Source organism: Paenibacillus sp. FSL R5-0345, assembly GCF_000758585.1.
Taxonomy (GTDB): domain Bacteria; phylum Bacillota; class Bacilli; order Paenibacillales; family Paenibacillaceae; genus Paenibacillus_AQ.
In genome coordinates, this window is sequence record NZ_CP009281.1 from 5136058 (window position 1) to 5160300 (window position 24243).

The 24243-nt window shown below is 44.1% G+C and carries 18 protein-coding genes; 4 read left to right on the forward strand and 14 right to left on the reverse strand.

Translation table 11 applies throughout. The features are described from left to right. Nucleotide 1 precedes the first annotated feature (1 nt). Both addB and R50345_RS22765 read right to left on the reverse strand, forming a co-directional pair. Nucleotides 2–3514 carry a helicase-exonuclease AddAB subunit AddB gene (gene addB / locus R50345_RS22760; RefSeq protein ID WP_042130344.1) on the reverse strand — a complete coding sequence of 1171 codons (3513 nt, stop codon included), beginning with the start codon at nt 3512–3514 and terminating at the stop codon, nt 2–4. A gap of 894 nt (nt 3515–4408) precedes the next feature. Next, nucleotides 4409–5203, reverse strand: a complete 795-nt coding sequence (locus R50345_RS22765; protein WP_042130345.1) for a MerR family transcriptional regulator — start codon at nt 5201–5203, stop codon at nt 4409–4411. Between the two features lie 395 nt (nt 5204–5598). Here R50345_RS22765 and R50345_RS30440 point away from each other — a divergent pair, with 395 nt between their 5' ends. After that, nucleotides 5599–6273: a DUF4097 family beta strand repeat-containing protein gene (locus tag R50345_RS30440; RefSeq protein ID WP_052414699.1), complete on the forward strand. Its 675-nt coding sequence runs from the start codon at nt 5599–5601 to the stop codon at nt 6271–6273. A gap of 282 nt (nt 6274–6555) precedes the next feature. On the opposite strand, the gene R50345_RS22780 is transcribed toward R50345_RS30440, so the two are convergent. Further along, the gene (locus R50345_RS22780; protein ID WP_042130349.1) at nt 6556–7980 is read right to left on the reverse strand and encodes a class I SAM-dependent rRNA methyltransferase; all 1425 of its coding nucleotides are present in this window, start codon (nt 7978–7980) and stop codon (nt 6556–6558) included. A gap of 99 nt (nt 7981–8079) precedes the next feature. On the opposite strand from R50345_RS22780, the gene R50345_RS22785 reads away from it, so the two are divergent. Next, nucleotides 8080–9066, forward strand: coding sequence for a Na/Pi cotransporter family protein (locus R50345_RS22785; RefSeq protein ID WP_042130351.1), 987 nt, complete (start codon nt 8080–8082; stop codon nt 9064–9066). Nucleotides 9067–9119: 53 nt separating this feature from the next. On the opposite strand, the gene R50345_RS22790 is transcribed toward R50345_RS22785, so the two are convergent. The 4 genes from R50345_RS22790 to R50345_RS22805 all read right to left on the reverse strand — a co-directional run bounded on the left by R50345_RS22790 (nt 9120) and on the right by R50345_RS22805 (nt 14705). Further along, complete coding sequence (locus R50345_RS22790) at nt 9120–9950, reverse strand: energy-coupling factor transporter transmembrane component T family protein (protein WP_042130353.1); 831 nt, start codon at nt 9948–9950, stop codon at nt 9120–9122. Then, the gene (locus tag R50345_RS22795) at nt 9947–11653 is read right to left on the reverse strand and encodes an ABC transporter ATP-binding protein (protein WP_042130355.1); all 1707 of its coding nucleotides are present in this window, start codon (nt 11651–11653) and stop codon (nt 9947–9949) included. The genes R50345_RS22790 and R50345_RS22795 overlap by 4 nt, the downstream gene beginning before the upstream one ends. A gap of 110 nt (nt 11654–11763) precedes the next feature. Then, nucleotides 11764–12333 (reverse strand): ECF-type riboflavin transporter substrate-binding protein, encoded by a 570-nt coding sequence (locus R50345_RS22800; protein WP_375103717.1) that lies wholly within the window; start codon nt 12331–12333, stop codon nt 11764–11766. A 143-nt stretch (nt 12334–12476) separates the two neighbouring features. Further along, nucleotides 12477–14705: a hypothetical protein gene (locus R50345_RS22805; protein ID WP_042130359.1), complete on the reverse strand. Its 2229-nt coding sequence runs from the start codon at nt 14703–14705 to the stop codon at nt 12477–12479. Nucleotides 14706–14914: 209 nt separating this feature from the next. On the opposite strand from R50345_RS22805, the gene R50345_RS22810 reads away from it, so the two are divergent. Next, on the forward strand, nt 14915–15649 hold the full coding sequence (locus R50345_RS22810; protein ID WP_042130361.1) for an AzlC family ABC transporter permease: 735 nt from the start codon (nt 14915–14917) through the stop codon (nt 15647–15649). Then, nucleotides 15640–15966 carry an AzlD domain-containing protein gene (locus tag R50345_RS22815; protein WP_042130362.1) on the forward strand — a complete coding sequence of 109 codons (327 nt, stop codon included), beginning with the start codon at nt 15640–15642 and terminating at the stop codon, nt 15964–15966. Before R50345_RS22810 ends, R50345_RS22815 begins: the two co-directional genes overlap by 10 nt. A 938-nt stretch (nt 15967–16904) precedes the next feature. Here R50345_RS22815 and mtaB read toward each other — a convergent pair. The 7 genes from mtaB to R50345_RS22850 all read right to left on the reverse strand — a co-directional run bounded on the left by mtaB (nt 16905) and on the right by R50345_RS22850 (nt 24204). After that, nucleotides 16905–18248, reverse strand: coding sequence for a tRNA (N(6)-L-threonylcarbamoyladenosine(37)-C(2))-methylthiotransferase MtaB (gene mtaB / locus R50345_RS22820; RefSeq protein WP_042130364.1), 1344 nt, complete (start codon nt 18246–18248; stop codon nt 16905–16907). 3 nt (nt 18249–18251) lie between these two features. Further along, a complete protein-coding gene (locus R50345_RS22825) occupies nt 18252–19016 on the reverse strand; it encodes an RsmE family RNA methyltransferase (RefSeq protein WP_042130366.1) in 765 nt (254 codons plus the stop codon). 278 nt (nt 19017–19294) lie between these two features. After that, entirely contained in the window at nt 19295–19978 is a 684-nt protein-coding gene (locus R50345_RS22830; RefSeq protein ID WP_042130368.1) for a site-2 protease family protein, read from the reverse strand. 2 nt (nt 19979–19980) lie between these two features. Further along, nucleotides 19981–21036: a 50S ribosomal protein L11 methyltransferase gene (gene prmA, locus R50345_RS22835; protein WP_042130370.1), complete on the reverse strand. Its 1056-nt coding sequence runs from the start codon at nt 21034–21036 to the stop codon at nt 19981–19983. Nucleotides 21037–21292: 256 nt separating this feature from the next. Then, nucleotides 21293–21871: a DNA-3-methyladenine glycosylase I gene (locus R50345_RS22840; protein WP_042130373.1), complete on the reverse strand. Its 579-nt coding sequence runs from the start codon at nt 21869–21871 to the stop codon at nt 21293–21295. Nucleotides 21872–22007: 136 nt separating this feature from the next. Continuing rightward, on the reverse strand, nt 22008–23684 hold the full coding sequence (locus tag R50345_RS22845) for a DUF4179 domain-containing protein (RefSeq protein ID WP_042130375.1): 1677 nt from the start codon (nt 23682–23684) through the stop codon (nt 22008–22010). Next, on the reverse strand, nt 23644–24204 hold the full coding sequence (locus tag R50345_RS22850) for an RNA polymerase sigma factor (protein ID WP_042130377.1): 561 nt from the start codon (nt 24202–24204) through the stop codon (nt 23644–23646). The genes R50345_RS22845 and R50345_RS22850 overlap by 41 nt, the downstream gene beginning before the upstream one ends. Nucleotides 24205–24243: the final 39 nt, after the last annotated feature.

Here is a 24243-nt window from a genome sequence, read left to right on the forward strand (position 1 = left end):
CTCACGGTGTAGTTCCTCCTTTGCGGGACAGCAGATCCCAAATAACGTCCTTCCCTGGCTTACCCAGATTGTTGTAGCCATTACCTTCCACGGCTTCATCGAACTGGCAGACGGGTCTAAAGGAACAGAATGTGCAGGCTGTCTCCTGCCCAATCCGGTATGGCTCAATCGCCACATCACCTTCCGTAATGCGTGTCCCGATATCCGAGATCGTTCCCCGAACGGATGATAATAAGTGCCCCCATTGCTCTGGTGTAGCTACAGAAGCACTACTATAAAAACTGCCATCAGCTTTTACTGCTACAGGCACGATAGAAGAATACCCTTTGTCTAAAGTCGTATCCATCAAGGATACGACCTCGCGGTCTGCTGTAAGCAGTCCTTTCATCTTGAAGCGTTTCAGCAATTCTTGTTCTGCCTGTTCCTTGTTCATCCCGTTAGATGAGGTTAACAGTGGGTCATGTACGTGAAAATACAGTGTCCCTGCTGGAAGCGCCGGTTGCCCGAGCCATTGCTCCGAGTACGTAAGCAGCACATCCAGATAGGTCAGCATCTGTAGCGATAATCCATAGTACACTTCATGCAGTTTGAGATCTTTTTGAGACGATTTATAATCAATTACTCGCAGAAGAATTCCATTCTCTCCACGGGCCATGTCTACACGGTCAATCCGTCCAACAACCTCCATCACACAGCCATTCGGCAGCGTAATTCTTAAAGGAGGCAACTCCTTATCCGGTCCAAAATCCAGCTCCAGCCCTACCGGCTCAAAGCTACCTCGGCGGGCATGCTCGCCCAGAATCACAGAAGCACGTCCAACAATGTTTTTTAGCTTGCGGGAAATGTATCCGTAACGTTTAGAGCTCATCAGAATTTCACCCTGTAGCATCGGCGATAAACGTTCTACCGTTTCACTTGCCTCACGCCGACATTCCTCTGGAGACAAGCTTCCCCAGCCGCGGCCCTCTTCTTTCAGTCTTACCGCCATGTCACTTAACGCAGCATGGAACAGTTGTCCAATATCAGGTGCTTGCAGCTTATATAGCTGGCGTTCCTTCAATCTAAGTCCATAGGATGCAAAATGGGAGAAGGAGCAAGCAACAAACTTCTCCATCCGGGACACACTGCCACGCAGTGTCGATCCCCCATACAATCGCAGGCTAGTACCTCGCTTTAGCTTCGTTCCCTCATTACGATAAAACAATGAACTGAGCAGACGTTTCAGTTCGAGGCTTCGTTTCTCATCAGACGCAAACCAATTATAAACATCCCACCACAATACAGGTATCTCGGTCCCTTGACGCCACTGGCGTAGCTGCATAATCAATGCACGAAGACTCTGTTCTGGATGACCAATGTAACCCAGGTGAATGGAATCTCTGACTTCATCTGGTAGTCCCGCAGAGGGAAGTGTGGATAGGATGTGCTCATGAACCCTTGGGAACATTCTATGCAAATGACGGATTACCTCAGAGGGAAGAAGCGCCTTGCCCTCATCATCAGCAGTGGCGTAGCTAATCCAGAGCTTTCGACTTCCTGTCGTTAGCGCATTATAGATCAAAAACCGCTCGTCCAGCAGCTTACGAGAAGCACCAGGAGCAAGCTCCATACCGGCGTTCTCAAGCACAGAGCGTTCGCCTTCCGAGAGAATTCCATCTTCCTTAAACTGCGCAGGCACAACACCTTCATTAAATCCAAGCAAAAAAGCGTATTTAACTCCCGTTGGTCGAGTCCGATCCATGTTACCAACCAGTACTTGATCGAGCGCGGGAGGAACAAGTCCCATCTTAAGCTCAGCAAGTCCTGTCTCTAGGACTCCGGTGAACACATCAAATTCAAGTCTTTCGTTGCCCATCATTTCAACGATCTGATCAAGCAGATCAAGCACTGCACCCCACAGCTGACTATGTTCTCTAGCCTTCTCGGGTTGCCCCTTCTCCATAGAATCAACACTAAGTTTCTCCAGCTTTCGAGCAACATCCGTCTCATCCAGCAGCTTGTACACGGCGGTACAAAGTTCAAGACCGCTTCTACTCTTCTGTATCCGTTTCTCAAAAGCAAATAGAGGACCCGTTATACTGGCACGGCATCGTTCCATCGTAGCAAGCAGTTCTTCATCCATCTGTCTGCCGCCTTCCAGCGACAAGCTAGGAATTCCTTTCCAAGAACGGCCATCCGTCCAGCGATACCCTTGAATCCCACAAGCCAGCACATAATTCTCTAAATCATCCATATCCTCACGCGTAATACTCCCGTCCAGCGGCAGCAAAAGCTCTGTCTTTACGCAGCGGAAAACATCCTCGAAGCGCCAGCGTCGACGCACTACATCCAATGCGGAACGTACAAACTCTACCAATGGATGATGCAGCTCATTTACCTTCTGGTCCAGAAAAAATGGCACTCCATAATCTTGGAACAACGGTTTAATCAGCTGTTCGTAATCTCCAATATTACGCATTAATACGGCCATTTCACCATATTTTGCACCTTCATCTCGTGCCAGCCTGATCATTTCACGCAGCGCTCCCTCAACCTCTGCTCTGTGAGAAACTGCTGCACCTATAGATATTGCTTCATTTGCCAGTTCATCTGCACCAAACCAGACCTTTCGACGGTCATATCCCCTTTCGAGATGAGCAAGAGCAGGACTTTCTTCAAAACGCGGAAGAACCGCTGGCTCCAAAAGCTCGTCCCACACATCCATGCCCAGCTCTTCAGCTATTCCACGCAGTTTAATGTAAGTAACCGCAGTTGGGTGAAATAATTCAAGCTCATTCAACTGATCTCCATAGGGATAGGAGCGATCAAGTGTAAGTGAGACGGTCAACTTCGATGCTTGCTGCATTAATTCTCTAAGCACTACGAATTCCTGTGGGGTAAAGCCATGGAACCCATCTACCCAAATCTCCGCTCCACGAATGTAGGAGGAATCAGGAATATGCTCAGCTAGTTCCGCTAAACGATCCTCTTCATCGATGTAGAGACGCGACATCTCCTTCTCTAAATCGCTGAATACCACCTGTAAATCATCCAGCTTTCCTTCAAGAATAGGGCTTCTTGCAATAGCGCCTCGCATTGCAGACAACTGTTCCTCTAAATCAGTGGAAGCCAAGCAACAACGCTTCATCTCCGTATGCAGTTGATTCAGCCGTTCCACAAAACCCGGTCTGTCTGCTGAGGCACCGAACAATTTCAGTTCCTCTTTGCGACGGCGGATAATTTTATAAATTAACATCTTTTTGCCTTCTTCACTGATAGGCAGGCTAGCGCTACCCCCAGTTTCCTGTTTCACCCGATAGGCAAGCCGAGAAAAGCTTAGTGTCTGCGCCCGAATGCTCCCCTTCACATTCCCTACGGTGAGAAGCCCCCGTTCTGCTCCAAAGGAACCTTGCTCTGGTACTAGAATAATGATCGGTGCGCCAAGAGGCTCCTTCTCTAATGAAGAAGAGATAGACTCCCATATTTTTGTTGTCTTGCCACTGCCTGAGCGGCCTAGTAAAAAGGTTACCGACATAAATGATAGACTCCTTCCGTAGCGGAGAAAATGTATATGATACAAGGTGAAATACTCACCGTGTGATGATGTTCAAATGAAAAAGTTCAGTCGTTCCTCGTCCCCTCAGTATAGCATAACTGCACAAATCAGAACATGCGTTTGCTAGTATTTTCTAATGATTTACAATAAAAAAACTACGAAATAAACAGCAACTAACGTATTTTGTTGACTTGCTGTTTAGTATTTCTAGTTTGTTAATACCCGGTGCGCAACGTTCGATACTTTCTGTTTGGAGCGTAGAGTTAGGGTTCGAGGTTCTCCATCAACATTCTGCGTTCAACACTCAACATTTTTGCTTCTGCTAGCTACATTAATTACTTGCGGACTCAGGAGTCGTTATTCATGAATTTCGAGCTGTTCTGGCAACTTTTCGGACTCCAGTGAAGCTATTCGTCGCGAAAGTCCCCCATCTCGGCTAGTTTGAGGTCAATAGCGCCTGTGGAGTCCGCAACGGTCAAAATCTAGGCTTTTTTCGCTGTTTAGTTTCGTTTGAGTCCTATAGCAACTTCTTCCCTATGAACACCCTAAAGACTGGAGTCGTTGATTTAACGCCGTTTCTGAATTGAAAAATCTTCAGCTATTGAAAAATAACGTTTAGACTGATCCATTAAAAGAAGCAGCGGCAGACCAAAACTTGATAAATAAAGTCTTAGACTGCCGCTGTTATCGTTGAACTAACGCATACTAATCCTAAGAGGCTTATAGCGTTATCTGCCAGTTAGCTTAATAGATAACATTTAACTATAGTTAAATATTTTTCTAATCGGCGAAGTATAACGTTCTTGTCCTCAGTCAGGGGCAAGAAACATGATTCTTTAATCAAAAAAAGCCGCTAAATTAGCGACTTCCAATCTAACATGAGCGTTTCTTAATGAACAGTTGTATCTGATAATCCCACTGCAATATTCCAGTCACAATAATGTTATGAAGAACAAAATCTGGACACACATCGTATTCCGTCTTTGCCCTTTCAAGTAAATTTTGTAATACAGCATTCTTATTCTCTTCGGTACAAATTGCACACAGATAGTCCCCTTCTGGTAGCACAGTCAGCCCCTCTAAAGACGGATATTTCAAGCAAACAGCAAATAATCGTGTTATTCCTTCAGTCGTGAACATTCCTGCCATATCTTCAAACAGAAATTCTGAATGCAGAGACGTTTCAATTTGTTGATAGAAATGTCTGTGGTAATCCCATAAATTCTTAAGTGTGGGGCTTTCCATTTTATTTGAAAGCATAATTACCCTTTCCTCTATGTGTCTGACAAAGTAATTTTCACTTTGACTATAACCGTCGTGGAACTTATTTTCATAATGTAGATAGGCACGTTTAATTTTCGATTTTGCATACTGCAGACGAGCAATTTTATCGTCTGCTCTTTTTTCTGCTTGTTTTAGAAATGCAATTACTTTAGAGAGATCATTCTGCTGCAAAATATCTTTAATATCCATTAAAGTAAGATCCATTGCTTTGAGCAGTTCAATGGTTTGCAGCTTTACGAGCTCCTGCTCGGAATAGTATCGATATCCCGACATTTCATCTTTATGGCAAGGCTTGACTAATCCAATACGATCATAGTGCCGCAAGGTCTCAGTGGTCATCTCTACGATCTCTGCCGCTTGCTTAATTGTAAAATAGTTGTTCATATCTACCCTCTTGACCTTTTTGTAACACAAAAGTTTATGATGATTAAAACATATGCGACTGATAAACGCAACGAAATACAAAATGAATTTATTACCAGAAAGGAAGGCAAACATGAAGAACTAAACCATGTATCAAAGGATTATCAAACATGTATTGCTGTCTATGCAGTCATATTGGTATGGTCGGCTGACAGATCCTACTTTAGTGACTATCATTTTGTGTATTTATTCCAATCCAACCCTTGCAACATATTTGGTAGACTTTTTCAATATTATTTGTTCAACTCTAATGCTTTGTTGCATATCGGAACTTGTCTGCATAACAGCTTAAGATTGGCATTCGTAGGACAGGCTATATTTAAAAGAAAAATGATTTAACGAAGGAGCGTTTTATAATGAAAAGTACTGCAAAAAAATTACTAACTACTATAGGCATATTGGTGACACTATTGATATCATTAGCAGGATGTTCCTCCGACTCCACTTCCATGGAGGAAAAAAATTACACCATACCTGCCCAAAAGATTGATACCTTAACAATTGATGTAAAAGACAAAAAAATAAATATCCTCCAATCTAAAGATGAACAAATTCATATTGTTTACTATGAAAGTGAGAAAGATTTTTACAAGATTGATCTATCTGACGATAAAGAACTGTCAATGGTAAGTGACAGTAATAAGGAATGGAACGACTATATCGGAGGAAAAGGCTCGCAAGTAACCAGAACTATTCAGGTATGGATACCTGATGCAACTTTAAAAAATTTGAGTTTAAAAACATCAAATGAAAGTATCGTATTACCAACAATCATGTTTTTAGGGACAGTGGAAGTAAACATAAATAACGGAAATATCCAACTGGACAAATTGAATGTAGGGACGGCTATAACCCTTGAAACAAAAAACGGAAATATTAGCGGTTCAATTTCAGGGTCATATGATGATTTCGCGATCTTAAGCAAGGTAAAGAAAGGTGATAGCAATTTGCCTGCCAATAAAGAGAATGGTTCAAAAAAACTATCTGCTTATACAAATAACGGCGATATTAACTTACAATTTTCTGAGTAGTGATGTACCCGAGAGCCAAAATTAAGCTTGATCGTGACTTCCTTCAAAATAAAGTATAAGCCGCATTACAGCGGCTTATACTTTCTGGATTACATTCGGACTCAGGAGTCGCTATTCATGAATTTCGTGCTGTTTTGGCAACTTTTCGGACTAAGTGGACAAACCTTGTTAATCCCGAATTCAACTTTTTTTCAGAACATAACAAAAAATCCGCAAAAGGAGACCTCAAATGAGGACTCCTTTTACGGATTAAAATCCATTACCTATATGTGAACAGTCAGCTTACTTCTTACTCCGCACTTCAAAAATCGCAAACTTCAGATAGTGTCCTTCGTTAACGCCTAGAATCTGCGGATGGTCTTTTCCTGCGGCACGCCATTCCACAAGTCTCAATACTTTACCAGCATCTTTTGCTGCGTCTGCAATCGTTTCGAGGAATAGGTCCGGCTGCATGTGGTACGAACAACTTGCTGTAACCAAATATCCACCTTCATTCACCAACTTCATGCCATGCAGATTAATATCCTTATAACCGCGGCATGCACCTGCTACTGCACTTTTAGTTTTGGCAAACGCTGGAGGGTCTAGGATAACTACATCCCAAGTTCTGCCTCCACCTGCTGTCATCGGTTTGGAGGTATCGGTTTTGGTTGCTTTGCCCCCAGATTTAGCATTTGTAGTCGCTGCTGTTGATTCCGTTCCGCTTGCAACCGTCGCCCGCTCTGAACGTTCCTCCACCCCCTTGACCTGATTGCGCAGATAGGCAAAAGCATCATCCACTACAAATTCCACTCGGTCACTAAAGCCATTCAGCTCCACATTGACCTTCGCACTCTCTATAGCATGAGCGGAAACATCTAGGCAGGTTACTTTTTTCGCGCCATATTTGCATGCATGCAGAGTGAAGCTGCCTGTGTGCGAGAAGCATTCCAGCACTGTAGCACCATCCCAATAAGGGAAGGTTACGTGTTTACCACTCTTATTTACCGGCAAAGTCTGTAGCGAGCCGTCTTCTGTTTCGATTTCTTGCAGTGTTATGCCGCTTCGTCCACCCCAGCCCTTCATGAGTGGCGCAATGGATGCTCTATTCTCACGCTGATCAAAGAAATAACCTGTCTTCTGGCCTTCTTCAATATCTACTACCAGCTTCAAGCCATTCTCACTTACAGTAACATGCCGTGGACATTCCCCGTATAGCACCCCTGTAGTCTGCTCCAACCCTTCCAGCTCGCGCACGCTAACATCACTGCGTTCATAAATACCACGCGGTGCCATAACCTGTACAAGTGCTTCAACAATCTCTGTACGGCGCTTGTCCATTCCGAGTGTAAGCAGCTGCACAACTAGAATATCTCCGAACCGATCCACAATAAGCCCTGGTAAAAAGTCCGCTTCACCATATACCAAACGGTAAGCATCTGCTCCCGGCAGGAACCGATTTCTATGCTGCAGACAATTCTCGAACCGCTCAGCGAAAAAAGCGGTGTCCATGATAGCCAAAGGTCCCTGTGATACAATTCTCACCCGAATTTGTGATGCTGGATTGTAATATCCTACAGCCAGAAACCGACCTTGATGATTAAGGACATCAACCAATCCTCCTGCTTCTGGGTTTCCTTCTACTGATGCCACTTCACCTGCGTAGACCCATGGATGGCCCTGTTCTAGTCTCTTTTTGCGATTACGTTCTAAAATAACCGATGCCAATAACTTCAACTCCCTGTTTTTCTAAAAATGATTTTATACATGTCCTACACGTTACTTTCATATATTGGTGTACAACCCTCGTCCAAAGGAGTATGCCCTATGTTCCGTGATCTGCTTTTCCCTATCATATATGGTCTTGTCATTTTTCTGGCTGGCATGAAGCTAATGGAAACCGCGTTGTCCAAGCTTGCAGGCCCTCTGTTAACTACAAGCCTGAATAAGGCTACTTCTACACCTATTAAAGGCTTGATTGCAAGCAGCGTACTGTCAGCCCTGCTCCAGAGCAGCACTGCAGTAACTGTACTCACCATCGGCATGGTAAATGCCGGCCTGCTCACCTATGCTCGTACACTCGGCATTATCTTAGGCAGCAACATCGGTACCACTTTGACTACAGAATTGATCGGACTTCACATCAATTCCATGGCTTCCCCACTGCTGGCTGCCTCGCTGAGTCTGTGGGCAGCAGCCGTTATAGCTGGGGAATTACCGCATACGTCACGAGCGGCAATACTGTGCCGGAAAATATCAGAACCGCTGCAATTCATCAGCCTGGCTGTATCAGGATTCGCTCTAGTCCTATGGGGAATCGCAGTTATGCAGTCCATCGGCGGGACACTTCAGGAGAGTGGCCTATTCCTCTGGTTCCTGGATCATGCTGCCACAAGTGTCCTGTGGGGACTAGCCGCTGGCGCCTGTCTAACAGCCCTGCTACATAGCAGTGCAGCGGTTATTGCCATGGCAATGAGCATTGCTGCCTCGGGTGCCATGCCCCCAGAGCTCGGCATAGCCATCGTGCTCGGTGCTAACGTCGGCACCTGCGTCACAGCTGTCATTGCTTCCATCGGCGGCTCATCATCTGGTGTCTTCGTCGCTTGGTCGCATGTAGCCCTTAACATTGGCGGAGCGTTGTTATTCCTGCCACTTATCGGGCCCCTACAAGCAACTGCTGCATGGATTGGCGGAGGGGTCGCCTCACAAATCGCCCATGCACAGACTATTTTTAATGTAGTATGCTCGCTAATCGCACTCCCATTATGTTACCTGCCTGTATGGTCAAGACTGGAGAAACGTCTTCAATCGTAACGATATACTGTAACGCCTAAAACCCAAACTTTCCACAACTGTACTATTATACTTCAATCGAAAATATTATAAAACCGCGATCCATCGTAAAATGTAATTACTGTCGAGGATATTGCGATCAGAGCGAATAAGATCAAGGCAATATAATCGTTTTTGGAGAACGGACGACTGCTGTACCAAGTCCGTTTGCTCTTAGTTCCAAAGCCACGTAATTCCATAGCCGTACTAATATTCTCAATTCGCTCAATGCTAGTCAGAATCAAGGGCATAAGAATCGAAATGATATTTTTAAGCCGCTTAGGCAGCTTTTCTTTTCGAGAGATGTCTATTCCTCGTGCCTGAGCAGAGAACGAAATATTCTCATAATCTCTTTGGATATCCGGAATGTACCGCAGCGCGAGCGATACAGAATATGCGATTTTATAGTTCACACCAATCCGGTTTAAGGATGCTGCGAATTCACTGGGATTTGTGGTTAAAAGAAACAATAACGCCATAGGAATTACTACTGCATATTTAAGTGCAATATTTAATTGATAGAATAGTTGCTCCCATGTAACGGTATACCGACCTACAAGATGAACAATATCATGACGTGAACCGTAAACCTTTACACCTTCCAATGGAGAGAAAATAAAGATAGCTATATGATTAAGCACAAAGAATATCAAGATAAAATATAGTACAAAGGCGTAATCCTGAAATTGAACTTTAGAGATTCTAAAGGCAATTAAACTAAATAGCAGCATCACTATCAGACATCTTGTATCATATGTAATCATCCCTGTCACAGACCATACTATAAATAAAATCAGCTTAGTGGCGCCTGTAAGACGGTGAATAGGTGAATCCTGCTTCGTAAAAGTTAACATTGTGGCCTTCATCCGCCCCGGCTCCTCCTATCATATGCAATAAATCTTCTTACAAACTCTTCTGGCTGATCCAATTGGGCCTTCATAGCCAATGTAAATAGTGAGGTTTCCTTTAAGTTAGCATTCCTAACCACTTCTATATTGGTTAATACTCGCTCTGGTCTGTCATCCGCAAGCTTCACTCCATCAGATAACACTACAGCTCTATCAGCATACTCCAGCATAAGATGCATGTCATGCGTAATCATAATGACCGTCATTCCCTGCGCCCGCAGCGTGAGAAGGAATTCCATCATTTCGTTATAGTGCCTATAATCCTGAGCTGCAGTCGGCTCATCCAAAATGATGAGTTCCGGCTCTAGAATCATAATAGACGCAATAGTAACACGTTTTTTCTGACCATAGCTGAGCGCCGAGATCGGCCAGCTACGAAAAGCATATAGACCACATATTTTCAAAACATGATGCACACGCTCACGAATAAGCTCCTCTGACACGCCTCGTAACTTAAGGCCTAGCGCAACCTCATCATATAATAGCGTCTTAGAAATCATATGATTTGGATTCTGCATCACGAAACCGATCCGCTCTGCCCGCTCCTTAATCGTATCCTTGGCAATGTCTCTTCCGTTCATCAGTATCGATCCGGAGGTGGGCTTATAAAATCCACAGATTAGCTTAGATACCGTGGATTTTCCTGCCCCATTTCGACCAGCAATACAAAGCATCTCTCCTTTATTGATGAAAAGGTTAAGCTTATGCAGCACAGGCTGATTTCTCACGTATCCAAAAGAAATATCTCGCAGCTCAAGTATAGGTGGACTATCCACCTTATCCTGTCGCGCATTATTGTTGTCATACCAGGTTTTAAGTTTACTTGAACAAGCCTCCAACTGAATATCGTTTATATGCTGTGGATTCATATCTGATGTAATCGTACAACCTGCATACTTTAAAGCCGCCAAATAAAGAGGTTCCCGAATACCTACCTCTGAAAGTAGCTCAGTGCTTAACAGCTCAGCGGAAGGCATATCCGCCGCTACGCGTCCGTCATGGATCACAATAATGCGGTCCACCACACGGTGCAGTACTTCCTCTAGTCGGTGCTCGATAATAATAACTGTCTTGCCGGTCTCTTTTTGCACTCGGTCAATGAGCTCTATCGCTTTTGTGCCGGTATATGGATCTAAGTTTGCCAAAGGCTCATCAAACAGCAGGATGTCCACATCACCAACCAGAACACCGGCTAAGGTTGTTTTCTGCTTCTGTCCGCCGGACAGTTCCTGAGGTGAAGATCCCAAATAATCTTGGATATCCACCGCTGTTGCCGCAACTACTACTCTTTCTTTCATCTCAGCCTGCTGAACCGCTTGATTCTCCAGACTGAAGGCGATGTCCTCTCCAACCGTTAATCCCACAAACTGTCCGTCCGGGTCTTGCAATACTGTCCCTATCTGATCCGACAATGCTGCGATACTTAGTTCTTTCTGCTCCTGACCCATAATTTGCAATGATCCAGACATTTCACCTTTATAGGCAAAAGGGATGAGTCCGTTTATACAATGAGCCAGCGTACTTTTTCCAGAGCCTGAGGGTCCTACGATAAGCACCTTTTCCCCTTCGGCAATCGTTAAGTTGATACCTGTGAGTGTAGGTTCTTGCTGTGCTCGATATTGAAAACTGAAATCCTTAAATTCAATCACTGCTTTTCTCATCCTTGACCTTCCTCTTAGCTTCGTTTGAAGATATTCACAACCATTAGATGTTCAATAGCCATAAAAAAGCCGGTGATCTCCACCGGCTTTTGGTTTGGATTATATGCTACTCAGGCTTCTCTGGTCAAGCTGCCTTGCTTCGTTCTTGTCTTAGCATATGCAATTGCAAGTAGTGAGCCAATCACTGCCACAGTGACTATATTGGATGCTCCGGCGATAAGTCCTTGAGTGAATACTTTATTCGCTGGTTCCGCATAGATTAGAATATCTAGTACAGGTGCTACTAAGAACCAGGCGATTGCATTCGCTACAATCTGAGCCAGATTAAAACGAATCAGTTCCTTTCGTCCGAACTCCCCATCATGAATCCCAATTCTAGCCACCAGCAGACCAATGACGAGACCAACAATTCCAGAAGCGATCACCCAACTGAACCAAGGGGAACCGTAAAAAATTGCATCCTTCAATGTATGGCCGATCAGGCCAATAAGTAATCCGGCAAACGGACCGTACAACAGTGCGAACAATGCTAGTAAAGCGTATGTAGTTTCAATGTTAGTGTTTGGAATTCCGGATGGAATCGAACCGAACCTGCCCAATATAACGAATAAAGCAGAACCGATACCAATCGCTACAATGGTCTTGATCGATAACACCTTTTGTTTTGCCATCTTTTTCATCTCCCCCAACGCGTCTTCTTTATTTTATGTGATTATACATCGGAATAGTCGGAATTACTATAGACTAAAATAAAAAAATCTGCAAAGCAACATGATGTTGGCTTTGCAGACCCAAGATCTTTTATACAAGTAGCTTGCTCTATCTATTTCACCGTAACGGTTACCGTCACTGTCTTGGTGCCAATCTTACCTTTAATAGATGCCGTTCCTTTGCTCACAGCTACAATTTGCCCACTAGCAGATACTCTTGCTACAGAAGGCTTAGAGCTGGTCCACGCTGCACTTCCAGTAACAATGGCCGTCTTCCCCGTATCATACTGCGCAGTCACAACTGCATTCTGCACAGCTCCCGGAGCCATCTTCAGTCTATTTTCGTTAACAGTCAACTTCATTAGTTTAGGAACTACATTAATTTTGACACTAGTAGCAATCCCTTGATAAGAACCTGATAACGTTGCTGTTCCTTCAGCTATGGCTTTAACGGATGTACTTTTAACCGTTGCAACTGCCTCATTCGAGGACTCCCAGTTCATGCTACTAGAAATATTCCCCGTCTTGCCGTTTGAGTAGTAAGCCGTTACCTTTATAGATTTAGAGCCTTTAATGTTCAGTTCGATCGCATTTGGTTCTACAACAAGCTTAGTAACCTTTTGTTCAATGGTCACCGGGATGCTGATCGTCTTATTAGCGTAGGTTCCCTTTAAAGTTGCAGAGCCCTTTACCAATCCTTTGATTACCTTACCGGAAGCTGTTGTCTTGATAATTGCATTCGTACCAGTAATTTCCCATTCCATAGTGCCAGTAGCATCGAGTTCATTCCCATTTTCCATCACAGCTTTTACTTCAGGAACGGCCTTCTCTTCGCCAGTAACAACCACAAAGTTCTCCTCTGGTCCTAGCAAGATATGTACCTTATCCTTAACTGTAACACTCACTACAACACTTTTATCTCGAATTGCCGCCTTGGAGGAGGTAGGGTTCTCGGATTTTATTTTACCGACAATATTAACAGTACCAGCTGCTTCAGCAACAAGCTTGCCATCCTTGATAGTGGCAATTTCATCATTGGCAGAAGTCCATTCGATTTCTTGACTGAGATCTAGCTTCGTTTCGTCCAGCTTGGTTCCGTTTACCTTTGGCAAGCTTACGGAATCTTCTGTGAAAATATCCAGCTCCGTCTTATCAGCTTCCAGGTTTGTAATCGTTGGATATACAGTTACTTTAAAGCTCTTACTAACGCCCATATGTTCTGCTTTAACAGTCGAAGTTCCCACTGCTTTTGCAGTGACTGCTGCAGTATCACTTCCCGCAGTAACCGTTACCGCGAGCTGATTGTCTGAAGTCCATACTGCACTACCCGATACATTCGGAGTGGAATTCGCAGCATCCCGAACCTCTGCTTTAACGTTCAAACTCTCACCCATGAACAAGAATTGATCGCCTGATGGGGTTAACATTAATGCCTCAAAAGGAGCACGTACATATACATCCACTGTTTGTGTAATTCCCAGATAAGCTACTGTAATTACAGCTTTTCCTGCAGATAGGACTTTAATTTCTCCCTTATCTACCGTAGCAACACTTGTATTAGAAGAAGACCATTCCGCTTTCGCGGTAATATCATTTGCGGTCGATTTTGTAGTCTCTTTGGTAAACGCAGCTACTTTCACCGGATTATCGCCAACGAGCATTTCAATTTCCTTAACAAGGGTATCATCATCATTCTTAATCTCAATCCCGGAATAAGGCAATTTAACTACTGCTTTGAAGGTTGCTGTTAAGTCCTTGTATTTAGCAGTAATGGTTGAAGTACCTTCACCTGCCAGGGTAATCTTACCTTCTGCAATCGTTAATACGCTTGCATTGGAGCTGCTCCAAGTGGTATCAGCCGTTACATCCTTTGCAGAAGTTGCTGTATCGCCACCAATTGCATTGGCTTTAACCAGCAATTTATCCTCTTCATCACCCAACTTATAGTTCCCCTCGGAGCTATATTCGAGCTTCAATTCTTTGATCGGATGTGAAACCTCTACTTCAATAGTAGCTAACGCATGATTATAAGTAGCTGTAATAATAGCTTTCCCGCTATCTATTGGAGTCAAAAGACCATTTACTACTTTTACAGCGTTAGTGTTAGAAGAATTCCATACCACTGCGCCAGTCACATCTCTTTTGGAGGAGGATCCTTCCACATTCGCATATACCTTCAGTTGCTTTGGCGTTTGTCCAACCGTAAGCTGCACTTTGGCTGAGCTTTCGAATTCGATCGAGTTGATGTCGCCGGTAGCTGCAAAGACACTTACCGGAAAAACCGCAGTAGCTAACAATATCATGATGAGGAGTATTTTCGTCATTTTCCTGTACACAGTCATTTGTTCTCTCCCTTAGGCTATAATGTCGTTTGGTGGTTTAAACCCACACTCTTTTACTTATATCGACAATTGTACACCAAGTGTTTACCCTATAACTCCATAAAGCCAAATTCAGGACTTTCAGACTAGATGAAAAGGTAAGGGTTGATCAATATATAAGGAAGTAATATGCTAGCTACTACATTCTTTATTGAACCAAGGGGGTTACGATGAGTACAGAGAACGTTCAACTAGAGGCAATCCCTTCTCCAAAACAGGAAGATAGCTTCCTTAAAGGGGTAAAAGATTGCATTCCCACACTACTCGGTTATTTGAGCATCGGACTTGCCGCAGGGGTTGTTCAAAAGACTGCCGGACTCAGCATTGCTGAGATTGCCTTAATCAGTCTGATTCTTTACGCGGGATCAGCTCAGTTTATAGCTGCTGGAATGATAGCCGTAAGCAGCTCGCCTGCGGCCATTATCATTACGATTTTTATCGTTAATCTTCGTCATATTTTGCTTAGCGCAGCTCTTTCACCTTATTTCCGACATCTTACCCCACTGCGAAATATGCTGGTTGGTTCTTTATTAACCGATGAGACCTTCGGTGTCGCCATCAATCAAACCTTGAATAAGGAGCAAATCAGTGAACAATGGATGCACGGACTTAACATCACCGCTTATTTAAACTGGTTTCTTGCAAATATAGCCGGTGCTTTTTTGGCCCAGTGGATTTCAGATCCGGATCAATTCGGTTTGCAGTTTGCGTTACCCGCCATGTTTATCGGCATCCTTGTGATTTCCATGATGGACCGCAAAAAAATAAGACTTGATTTAGTTGTCGCAATCCTTGCAGTGACCATAGCTATAGGAAGCTCCTTCCTGTTCTCCAGTAGTGTTGGAGTGATTATCGCAACAGTTATTGCATCTACAATAGGGATGGTGTTTGAAAAATGGAAGTAAGATGGGATGTTCTGTTGATCATTCTGGGGGCAGCTTTGGTGACCTTCATTCCAAGGGTGGTTCCATTAATGATTCTAAGCCGTTTTGAATTACCAGAATGGGGAATGCGCTGGTTAAATTATGTCCCTATCTCTGTCATGGCGGCATTAATAGGTCAGGAGATCTTCTTGAATGATGGAAAATTCACACCTATAGCCAATAATATTGAGCTTTTTGCAGCAATTCCTACTTTTTGGATCGCGATAAAAACCCGGAGTTTACTCGGCACTGTACTGGCAGGTGTAATTTCAGTTATGATTCTGCGGATGTTTTTTTGAACATGCAGGGGACCCCAAAAGCCATGAATTGCAGTGGCTGCTGATGCACCCATCTCTTATCTGACTACTTCTTGGCGCTACGCTTAAGAATTCGTTATCAGGAGTAGCTCATTATTTGGTGTTATATTTGGTGAATTATTAGTACTTTAATTGGTGTTTTTTTGGGTGCATTTTATGCACTCCATTTGGGTCACTATCGAACTCCCTTAGTCGCTGTTGGCATAAAAAAACACCAGATACATCAGAAGTGTCGTAAAAAACAATTTTTCTGCGTAATGATCATGATTCATCATGCCAATTTCGTCCATAAAAGTGTTAAAAAGATGACGTAGTACAAGTCATTTATTGTGATTGTAAGCGAGAGCTTCTCTTTCAGTCGTTCCGCGCCATTCGGGCGTTATCTGGGGGATTTATACACCTCTTTCTCACATTTCCCACCTTTCCGGCGTTATCTGGGGGATTTTTCCACCTCTTTCAGCCGTTTCGCGCCTTCTGGGCGTTTTCTGGGGGATTTATACACCTCTTTCAGTCGTTTCGCGCCATTCGGGCGTTATCTGGGGGATTTATACACCTCTTTTAGCCGGTTCGCACCTTTCGGGCGATATCTGGGGGATTTATACACCTCTTTCTCACATTTCCCACATTTCGGGCGATATGGGCGCAGTTTTGGCCTACTTTGCAAAATCACTGCTAATATATGTACCACTTTCCCAAGGAAAATTTTCCTTGGGGTCCGAAAGTATGCTCAAACTGATAAAAAGCATGCTAGTAATCCCATAGAGAGCCGCAAGATTAGGAGAGAGCTATGCCTCTCTCCTATAGCTGCTATGCCTCGGCTATGCGGTTGCATTCCTCAGCCAACGCCAAAAACACAAAGGAGCAATTCTCCATTAACGGGAGAATTGCTCCTTTGCTGTCTTTTAACTAACATCTATTCCTTAACGAACAGCCTGCTTAAGACCGCTCTGACTTACCCCGATCAGTTCGCCTCGGCATTCATTCACACCAGCTTCGGTGATCTTCACATCACAAAGTTCGCCTTGAAGTGAATCCTCACCCTCAAAGAACACCTGTAAATAGTTATCACTGAAACCATGTTGCGTACTGCGACCCGGCGCACCCTTGGCTGATCTTTCTGGAATTACGCTAAGCGTCTGTCCAACAAACTTACGGGCATAAGCTAATTGCATCTCTTCAGATAGATCAATCAGTTCCTGAACGCGTACATTTTTGATCTCCTCGTCGATCTGATTCTCCATCCGTGCTGCAGGCGTACCTGTCCGCTTGGAATAAGGGAATACATGCATCTCGGAGTAATTTATAGCTTTCATGAAATCGTAACCTGCACGGAACATCTCATCGGTCTCACCCGGAAATCCAACGATAACGTCAGTGGTAATTCCCACATCTGGCATCGCCTGGCGGATCAATTGCATTTTGGCGTAATACTCTTCGGTCGTATATTTACGGCGCATCGCCTTCAGCACATCATTATGTCCGGCTTGTAGCGGGATATGCAGATGACGGCACATTTTGGAGGAACGGTTCAGCACCTCAAGCAGCTTCTCATCAATCTGACTAGCTTCGATAGAACTGATACGTACGCGTTCCAGTCCATCCACCTTATCTAGATCCCACAGCAAATCGGAGAGACGGTAATTATCCAGATCATCGCCGTAACCTCCGGTATGAATACCCGTAAGTACAAACTCCTTATATCCTGCTTCTACCAATTGATGCGCTTGAGCGACAATGCTCTTGGGATCACGACTGCGGGACAGCCCACGCGACCATGGAATGATACAGAAGGTACAGAAGTTGTTGCAACCATCCTGAATCTTCATAAACGCACGCGTCCGATCCGCAAAGCCTGGTACATCCATCTCTTCGAACTCACGTGTCTTCATAATATTACGCACAGCGTTAACCGGCTGGCGTGAGGCTTCAATGTTCTTCACATGCGTCATAATCTGATCTCGGTCCTGGTTACCAATAACAAGATCGACTCCAGGAATATCTAGAATCTCCCCAGGCGAAGTTTGCGCGTAACAGCCTGTTACGGCTACGATAGCCTCTGGATTACGGCGCACGGCACGGCGGATCATTTGACGGCTTTTTTTGTCACCTGTGTTAGTTACAGTACAAGTATTAATCAGATATACATCGGCGGGACCCTCGAAATCAACCTGCTCGTAACCTTCATTTTTAAATAGCTGCCAAATGGCTTCGGTATCATAGAAATTCACTTTACAACCTAAAGTATAAAACGCTACGGATGGCATCTCTTAAGCTCCTCCCATTTCTCCAGATTCATATAAAATACAAGCAGCAGCAACCATGCCCGCTGTCTCACAGCGCAGAATACGCCGACCAAGTCCTACGGATACTGCCCCGGCTTCCTCTGCCTTTTGGCATTCCTCCGGCGTAAAGCCTCCCTCAGGACCTACTACTACCATTACCTTCCCACCAGTCTCTGGCGAGAGCGATGCTAACCAAGGCGCAACACTGCTACGAAGCTGCAAGCCTTCCTCTTTTTCATAGCAGAAATAAACGGCATCATACTCGCTAAAAGTCTGCAAGAGCTGTTTCCAAGAAAGAGGTGAAGCTACAGCCGGAACGATATTCCGGTGAGCCTGTTCGGCAGCTTCCTTGCAAATTTTACGCCAGCGATCCAGTCGTTTGCTTTCCTTACGCTCGTCGTATTGCACTATCGTGCGCTCTGACAGAAAAGGAACAAAGCTCACAGCACCAATCTCTGTGCACTTCTGAATGACCGTTTCCATCTTATCAGCCTTAGGCAAGCTCTGAGCTACTGTAATTTTAATTCGAGGTTCATGCGTCATCTCCAGAGACTCCAAGATGTTCACAGTGACCTCCCCAATTTCAATCTGCGCAATCTCTACTAATGCCTCACGGGAAACACCATCGCTCACAATAAGCTTGTCCCCTGCCTTACCACGCATCACTTTAGCAATATGACGGGCATCTTCCCCATCAATTCTCACGGTATCCGCACCAAACTGCTCCGGCGTAACGAAATATCGCTGCATCTCATCATCATCCTGTTCATGAATTCAGTAACAAATATAAACGCCTTCGGCATCCTTATAAGGATGGTAAGCGTTTAATCAAAAAATATAAGAAATAAAGTATAACGTGAAACTTATCCCTTATTATATTTGAAGAAACGGCTTAGTCGCCCTTATAAGGACGTCACCCGTTTCTTCAAGAAATATAAATATGGCTCAGGCGAAAATCAACTATCAAATTTTGATCAAATTACATAATACAATGTTTGACAAAGGTTGAACAGAGTTCATTCCTTGCCTTAGCTGCCAAAAATTCTTAGTGACAGCTGTACAAATGTTCTCGACATTTCACTAGCCCAGATTGCTAGCGGATCAATCGTATAAGTCCGTAGCCCAGGAATAAACAGAATCAATAAAAAGAGGAATACAGCCCATTGTTCAAACTGCTGTAATTTGCCGCGGATCGAACGTGGGGCGATATCTTCCACAATCCGATAGCCATCCAGTGGCGGCAGCGGAATAAGATTGAACAGAAACAGAAAGAAGTTCCACTGAATGAAGGTGCCAAAGAATAAGTATACAGCCTCAAGCATGCGATCATTCGAGATATTATCTAGAACTCCAGTTGCCGCAAGTGCACCGTATATTATAGCACCAATAATTCCTAAGAGCAGGTTACTGATTGGTCCCGCAGCCGACACGATGACTCCCATGAGACGAGGACGACTAAAGTTATCGCGGTTTACCGGAACCGGACGTGCCCAACCGAAGCCGGCAACTAGCAGGAGCAAAATACCAAAGAAATCGAAATGAACAGCAGGATTAAGCGTCATACGGCCAAGTAATCTTGCTGTTGGGTCACCAAACTTATTTGCGAAATAAGCATGACTGAATTCATGTACTGTAAAAGCAATTAAAATCGTAATCAGCAGGAAAGGAAGCTGATCTAAATCTACTCGAATTATATTTTGTAATATATCCATCTTTACCTCTTTCCGGCTGTAAACGCCACCCAATCTTCCTCACGGGATATTTCAATAATCTCAAAGCCAGACGCTTTCAGCGCGTTCGCCACAAGTCCTTCTTTATCCTTGTAAATACCAGAGGTAATGTACAGCCCCCCAGGTTGAAGCGCGCGGTATACATCATCCGTAAACAATACGATGATTTCCGCCAAAATATTCGCAACTACAATTTGTACAGGCAATGTCACGCCAAGGCTGCCTTCTTGCTCTTGCTTAGCAGGAACGGTTCCTTCTAGTGAGTGACCAGGTCTAGCGGATGGCCACATCTCTCCAGCCGCTGTATCAGCTACGCCTTCCCCGCCCAGCAGCGATAGAAGATCGCTCTCTTTTACCGTTATGGATGATTCAAGCTTGTTAAGGGCTACATTCTCCCGTGCACTTTCCACAGCCACCGGATCTAAATCTAAGGCCAATACGGATTTTGCACCTAGCAGCATCGCACCTACAGCCAGAATTCCTGAACCGGTGCCGACATCGATAACTTCTTCACCGCCGCTAATGTTCTTTTCAAGTGCACGGAGGCACAGAGCTGTTGTAGGGTGAGTCCCGGTTCCAAATGCCATGCCAGGGTCGATCTCAATGATGGCTTCATCTGGGTTCTGAGGCGTATACTCCTCCCAGGTTGGTTTAATCGTGAGACGCTCCGATACCCGCAGTGGTTTGAAGTATTGCTTCCAAGCATGCGCCCATTCGTCTTCATCCACAGTCTTCCAAGAAATCAACGCTTTGCCTGGATCAATCCCGTACTCATGCAATTCGGCTACCCGTGGAGTCAATTCTTCTATAACAGCATCCATATCTGTGGAATCGGCATAATACCCTTTTATGACCGCTTCCCCTTCAGGAATATCATTCAAAGGTTGGTCGTACAATTCACCATAACGTGTATCCCGTTCTTTATTCAGTGTGCCGGATTCCTCAATAGAGACCCCACCCGCACCAGCTTCATATAAAAAATTCGAAATCATTTCCTGTGCTTCTTCTGTTGTATGTATCGTCACTTCATGCCATAACATCCTTATGTAATCCTCCTAAAAGTTTTGTGAGCATTTGCTTCATTGATTTACTTCGTGCAAAACTGACTTCGAAAGCATAGGCTTAGTTTTGTTAGCATTTGCTACACTTGAATTTAGTTCCTGCAAAACTGACTTCGAAAGCATAGGCTTAGTTTTGTGAGCATTTGCTTCATTGATTCACTTCGTGCAAAACTGACTTCGAAAGCATTCGCTTCATAGTATAACATTTCTTATTGGTGTAACGCCAAACTACAGCTCAACGACCTGCGACATCCTCTTTACGCCTACAAAAGCAGTTGAGCGAATGGTCATCCACCATCCCCGATGCCTGCATAAAAGCATAGCATATTGTAGTACCCACAAACTTCATGCCTTTCTTCTTTAATGCCTTACTCATCTCATCAGACTGAGCCGTCGAAGCAGGTACATCTGCACGAGTATTCCAATGATTAACAGTTGGCACACCTCCGACAAAGCTCCAGAGATACTCTGCAAAGCTGCCATATTCCTCGCAAATTTGCAAATACACACCCGCATTACGGATAATAGCATCAATTTTCAATCGATTTCTAATAATCCCTGGATCACTCATTAGCTCTGCAATTTTGGTTTCATCATAATGAACAATCTTATTTGGATCAAATCCGTCAAATACTTCTCTGAAACGCGCCCGTTTTTTTAGTACCGTGTACCAGCTCAGCCCTGCCTGCATCCCTTCCAGCATCAGCAATTCAAACAGCTTTTGGTCACCATACAGAGGCTTTCCCCACTCTTCATCATGATAGGCAATATATAGAGGATCATCATTGACCCAAGCACAGCGAGTGACTTCCATCATTTCCCCCCTTTAATTATTCATAGCTAAACCTTTACAACGTCTACTCACTGTATACGAAAAAAAGGGAAGAACACAAGGTTCATCCCCTAAAAAAGTTATTCTATTTTCTATACGCTTACGTATTGCCTACCTCTTAAGGCTGGATCTGCACTCTCGATTCTTTATCCGGATCATCAGTTGTATAGTAGAACATATATATAGTAGCTTCTGTACCTTTAAAATCCTTATACACATCAATGGCCTTATTATTTCCATCCCCCGCGAAATTGACGGTTATCGGTTTACCTAGAATACGCTCTTTACCCAGCCCGATATGTGTCTGGTTAATTCCACCGAAGCGTGCATCTTCACTCCCAGTTTCTACGTAAAGATCGGATCCCTGCATATAGTATGTCCACTTCACCGGATACCCGCTGAGTTGCTGGATAATCGTCTGTTTCTTTTGAGAGATATTCGTTAAAAGCAGCGGTATTTTGTCAGCATTATTATTGGTGATTTTATAGCTGCCATGCTGAGTCACCTTATATTTAGCTACAAAGGTAATCGGAGTCTCTTGGGTAATTTCAAGGTCAACTGGCCATTCGAAACGAAGCACTGTCAGCTCCGGCTCACCTTCTGGAGATCTCCATAAATTCCCCTCAAGCGTCTTGCCTGCTACTTCAAGAGCATACTTTTTATAAGGGAAGCTATTGTCTATATCTTTACTTCTAACAGTGACTCGAATTTGTGTAGGCGACACAATCATATTCTCAAGTGTATGATCAGTTTCACCTACCTCAAGCGGCAGATTAAGACTCGTTTTTATCGTCCCGCTTTCCATCTGTTTTTTGCTTAATTGAAGATCGAATGAAAGTGGTCCATTAACATCTTTTTCTTTCTTCATATATTGCAGCTTATAAGTCATTTGACCGCCGGAAACATCCTCCGCTTTAAAGTATTGCTGCGCTGTATACTCCCCTTTTTCTCCTGGTGTACCGAAAGTACCTCCAGGCAGTGAGTTTATGAGCGTTCCGTTTTTGTACCCGACAATATTTGGATAAGCCCAGCCTTTGGCTTCCGGCTGATCAAAAATGATCGCTGAAGAGAATAACATTTTCTCTTGACCTTGGGTAAACGGCTTCACCTCTATGCTGCGCATCCCCTCCTGTCCAATAGGGAAGCTCTGTGTCTCCGTCGAGTGAATATCCAGCGGCAAATCTAACGATTGTTCACTAAAAGCCTGCATATCATTTGTAACTAGCTGAACATTCACGGTGTCCTTCTCTGGTGTCCATTCACTTTCGAAATAACCGTTATAAATTTGGTTTTTCTCGTCCCAGTTCAGATAGTTGTACGCTTCAGAGCTGTTCGCCCCCTCAGTTCCTTTTAGCGTCATCTCATTCACACGCCAAATTTCATTGTCCTGTCGTTGTCCAACATCCAATGTGAATAAGATGACCGTCCGATTCTCATCCACGATGGCTGTATGTAGCTTTAATGTTACTCCACCCTTCGTTATCGATTGATCCAGCTTTTGGCCGAGATTTTGTGCCAGAACGGCTTGAATTCCACCTCTTCCATGGAGCATTGTATCCCAGTTATAATGAACTGCCGCATACACCGGCGCCGCCGCTAGAACTACTGAGAACGATGAGACAAGTGCTATTTTACTCCAGTTTCTCCCCCGTTTCTGGTTACTGCTACTCATCCTGGCGTGAAAAGAGGTTGTAGTGTTATGTTCAATTCTCTCCCACATGCTTTCAAAATCAGGATATGTTACACTTTGACCCTCATTTAACTGATGCTCCAGCATATTCTCCAACTTTTTCATAAGATTCGCCCTCTTTCCGTTCAATTTGAACCCCAGCCTCCAGCAAAATTCTCCGCAATACCTTTAGCCCTTTATGCAGCCTTGATTTGGTCGTCCCGAGCGGGATGGATAGCAGGTCTGATACTTCAGCCAAGCTGAAATCATGCATGTACCTAAGCGTAATCACCATCCGAAGTTTGACTGGGAGCTGGCTCAAATATTTCGCCCATTCCATTGTCGTCTCCCGCTGCTCAATCAATCGTTCTACAGGGATTTCAGGAGATTTTTTAAATAAATAAAGATTGTCTGAGACCTTTTGCTGTAAAGTTCGCTTCCGTTTCAAATGATTCAGGCAATGGTTGACCGTTATTTTCATAATCCAAGCCTTCATATGCTCTACGTTCTCACGATTCGTACGAAATACAGTAATGAACACATCCTGAGTCAAGTCCTCCGCATCAGCCGCGTCATGCACCATATAGTAGCAGGTCCGATATACATCCTTGTTGTAGGCTTCGAATAACTCTCGGTTAGTCTCCAAATCTTGCGCCCTCCTTTCTTTACTGTGATATCTATATGA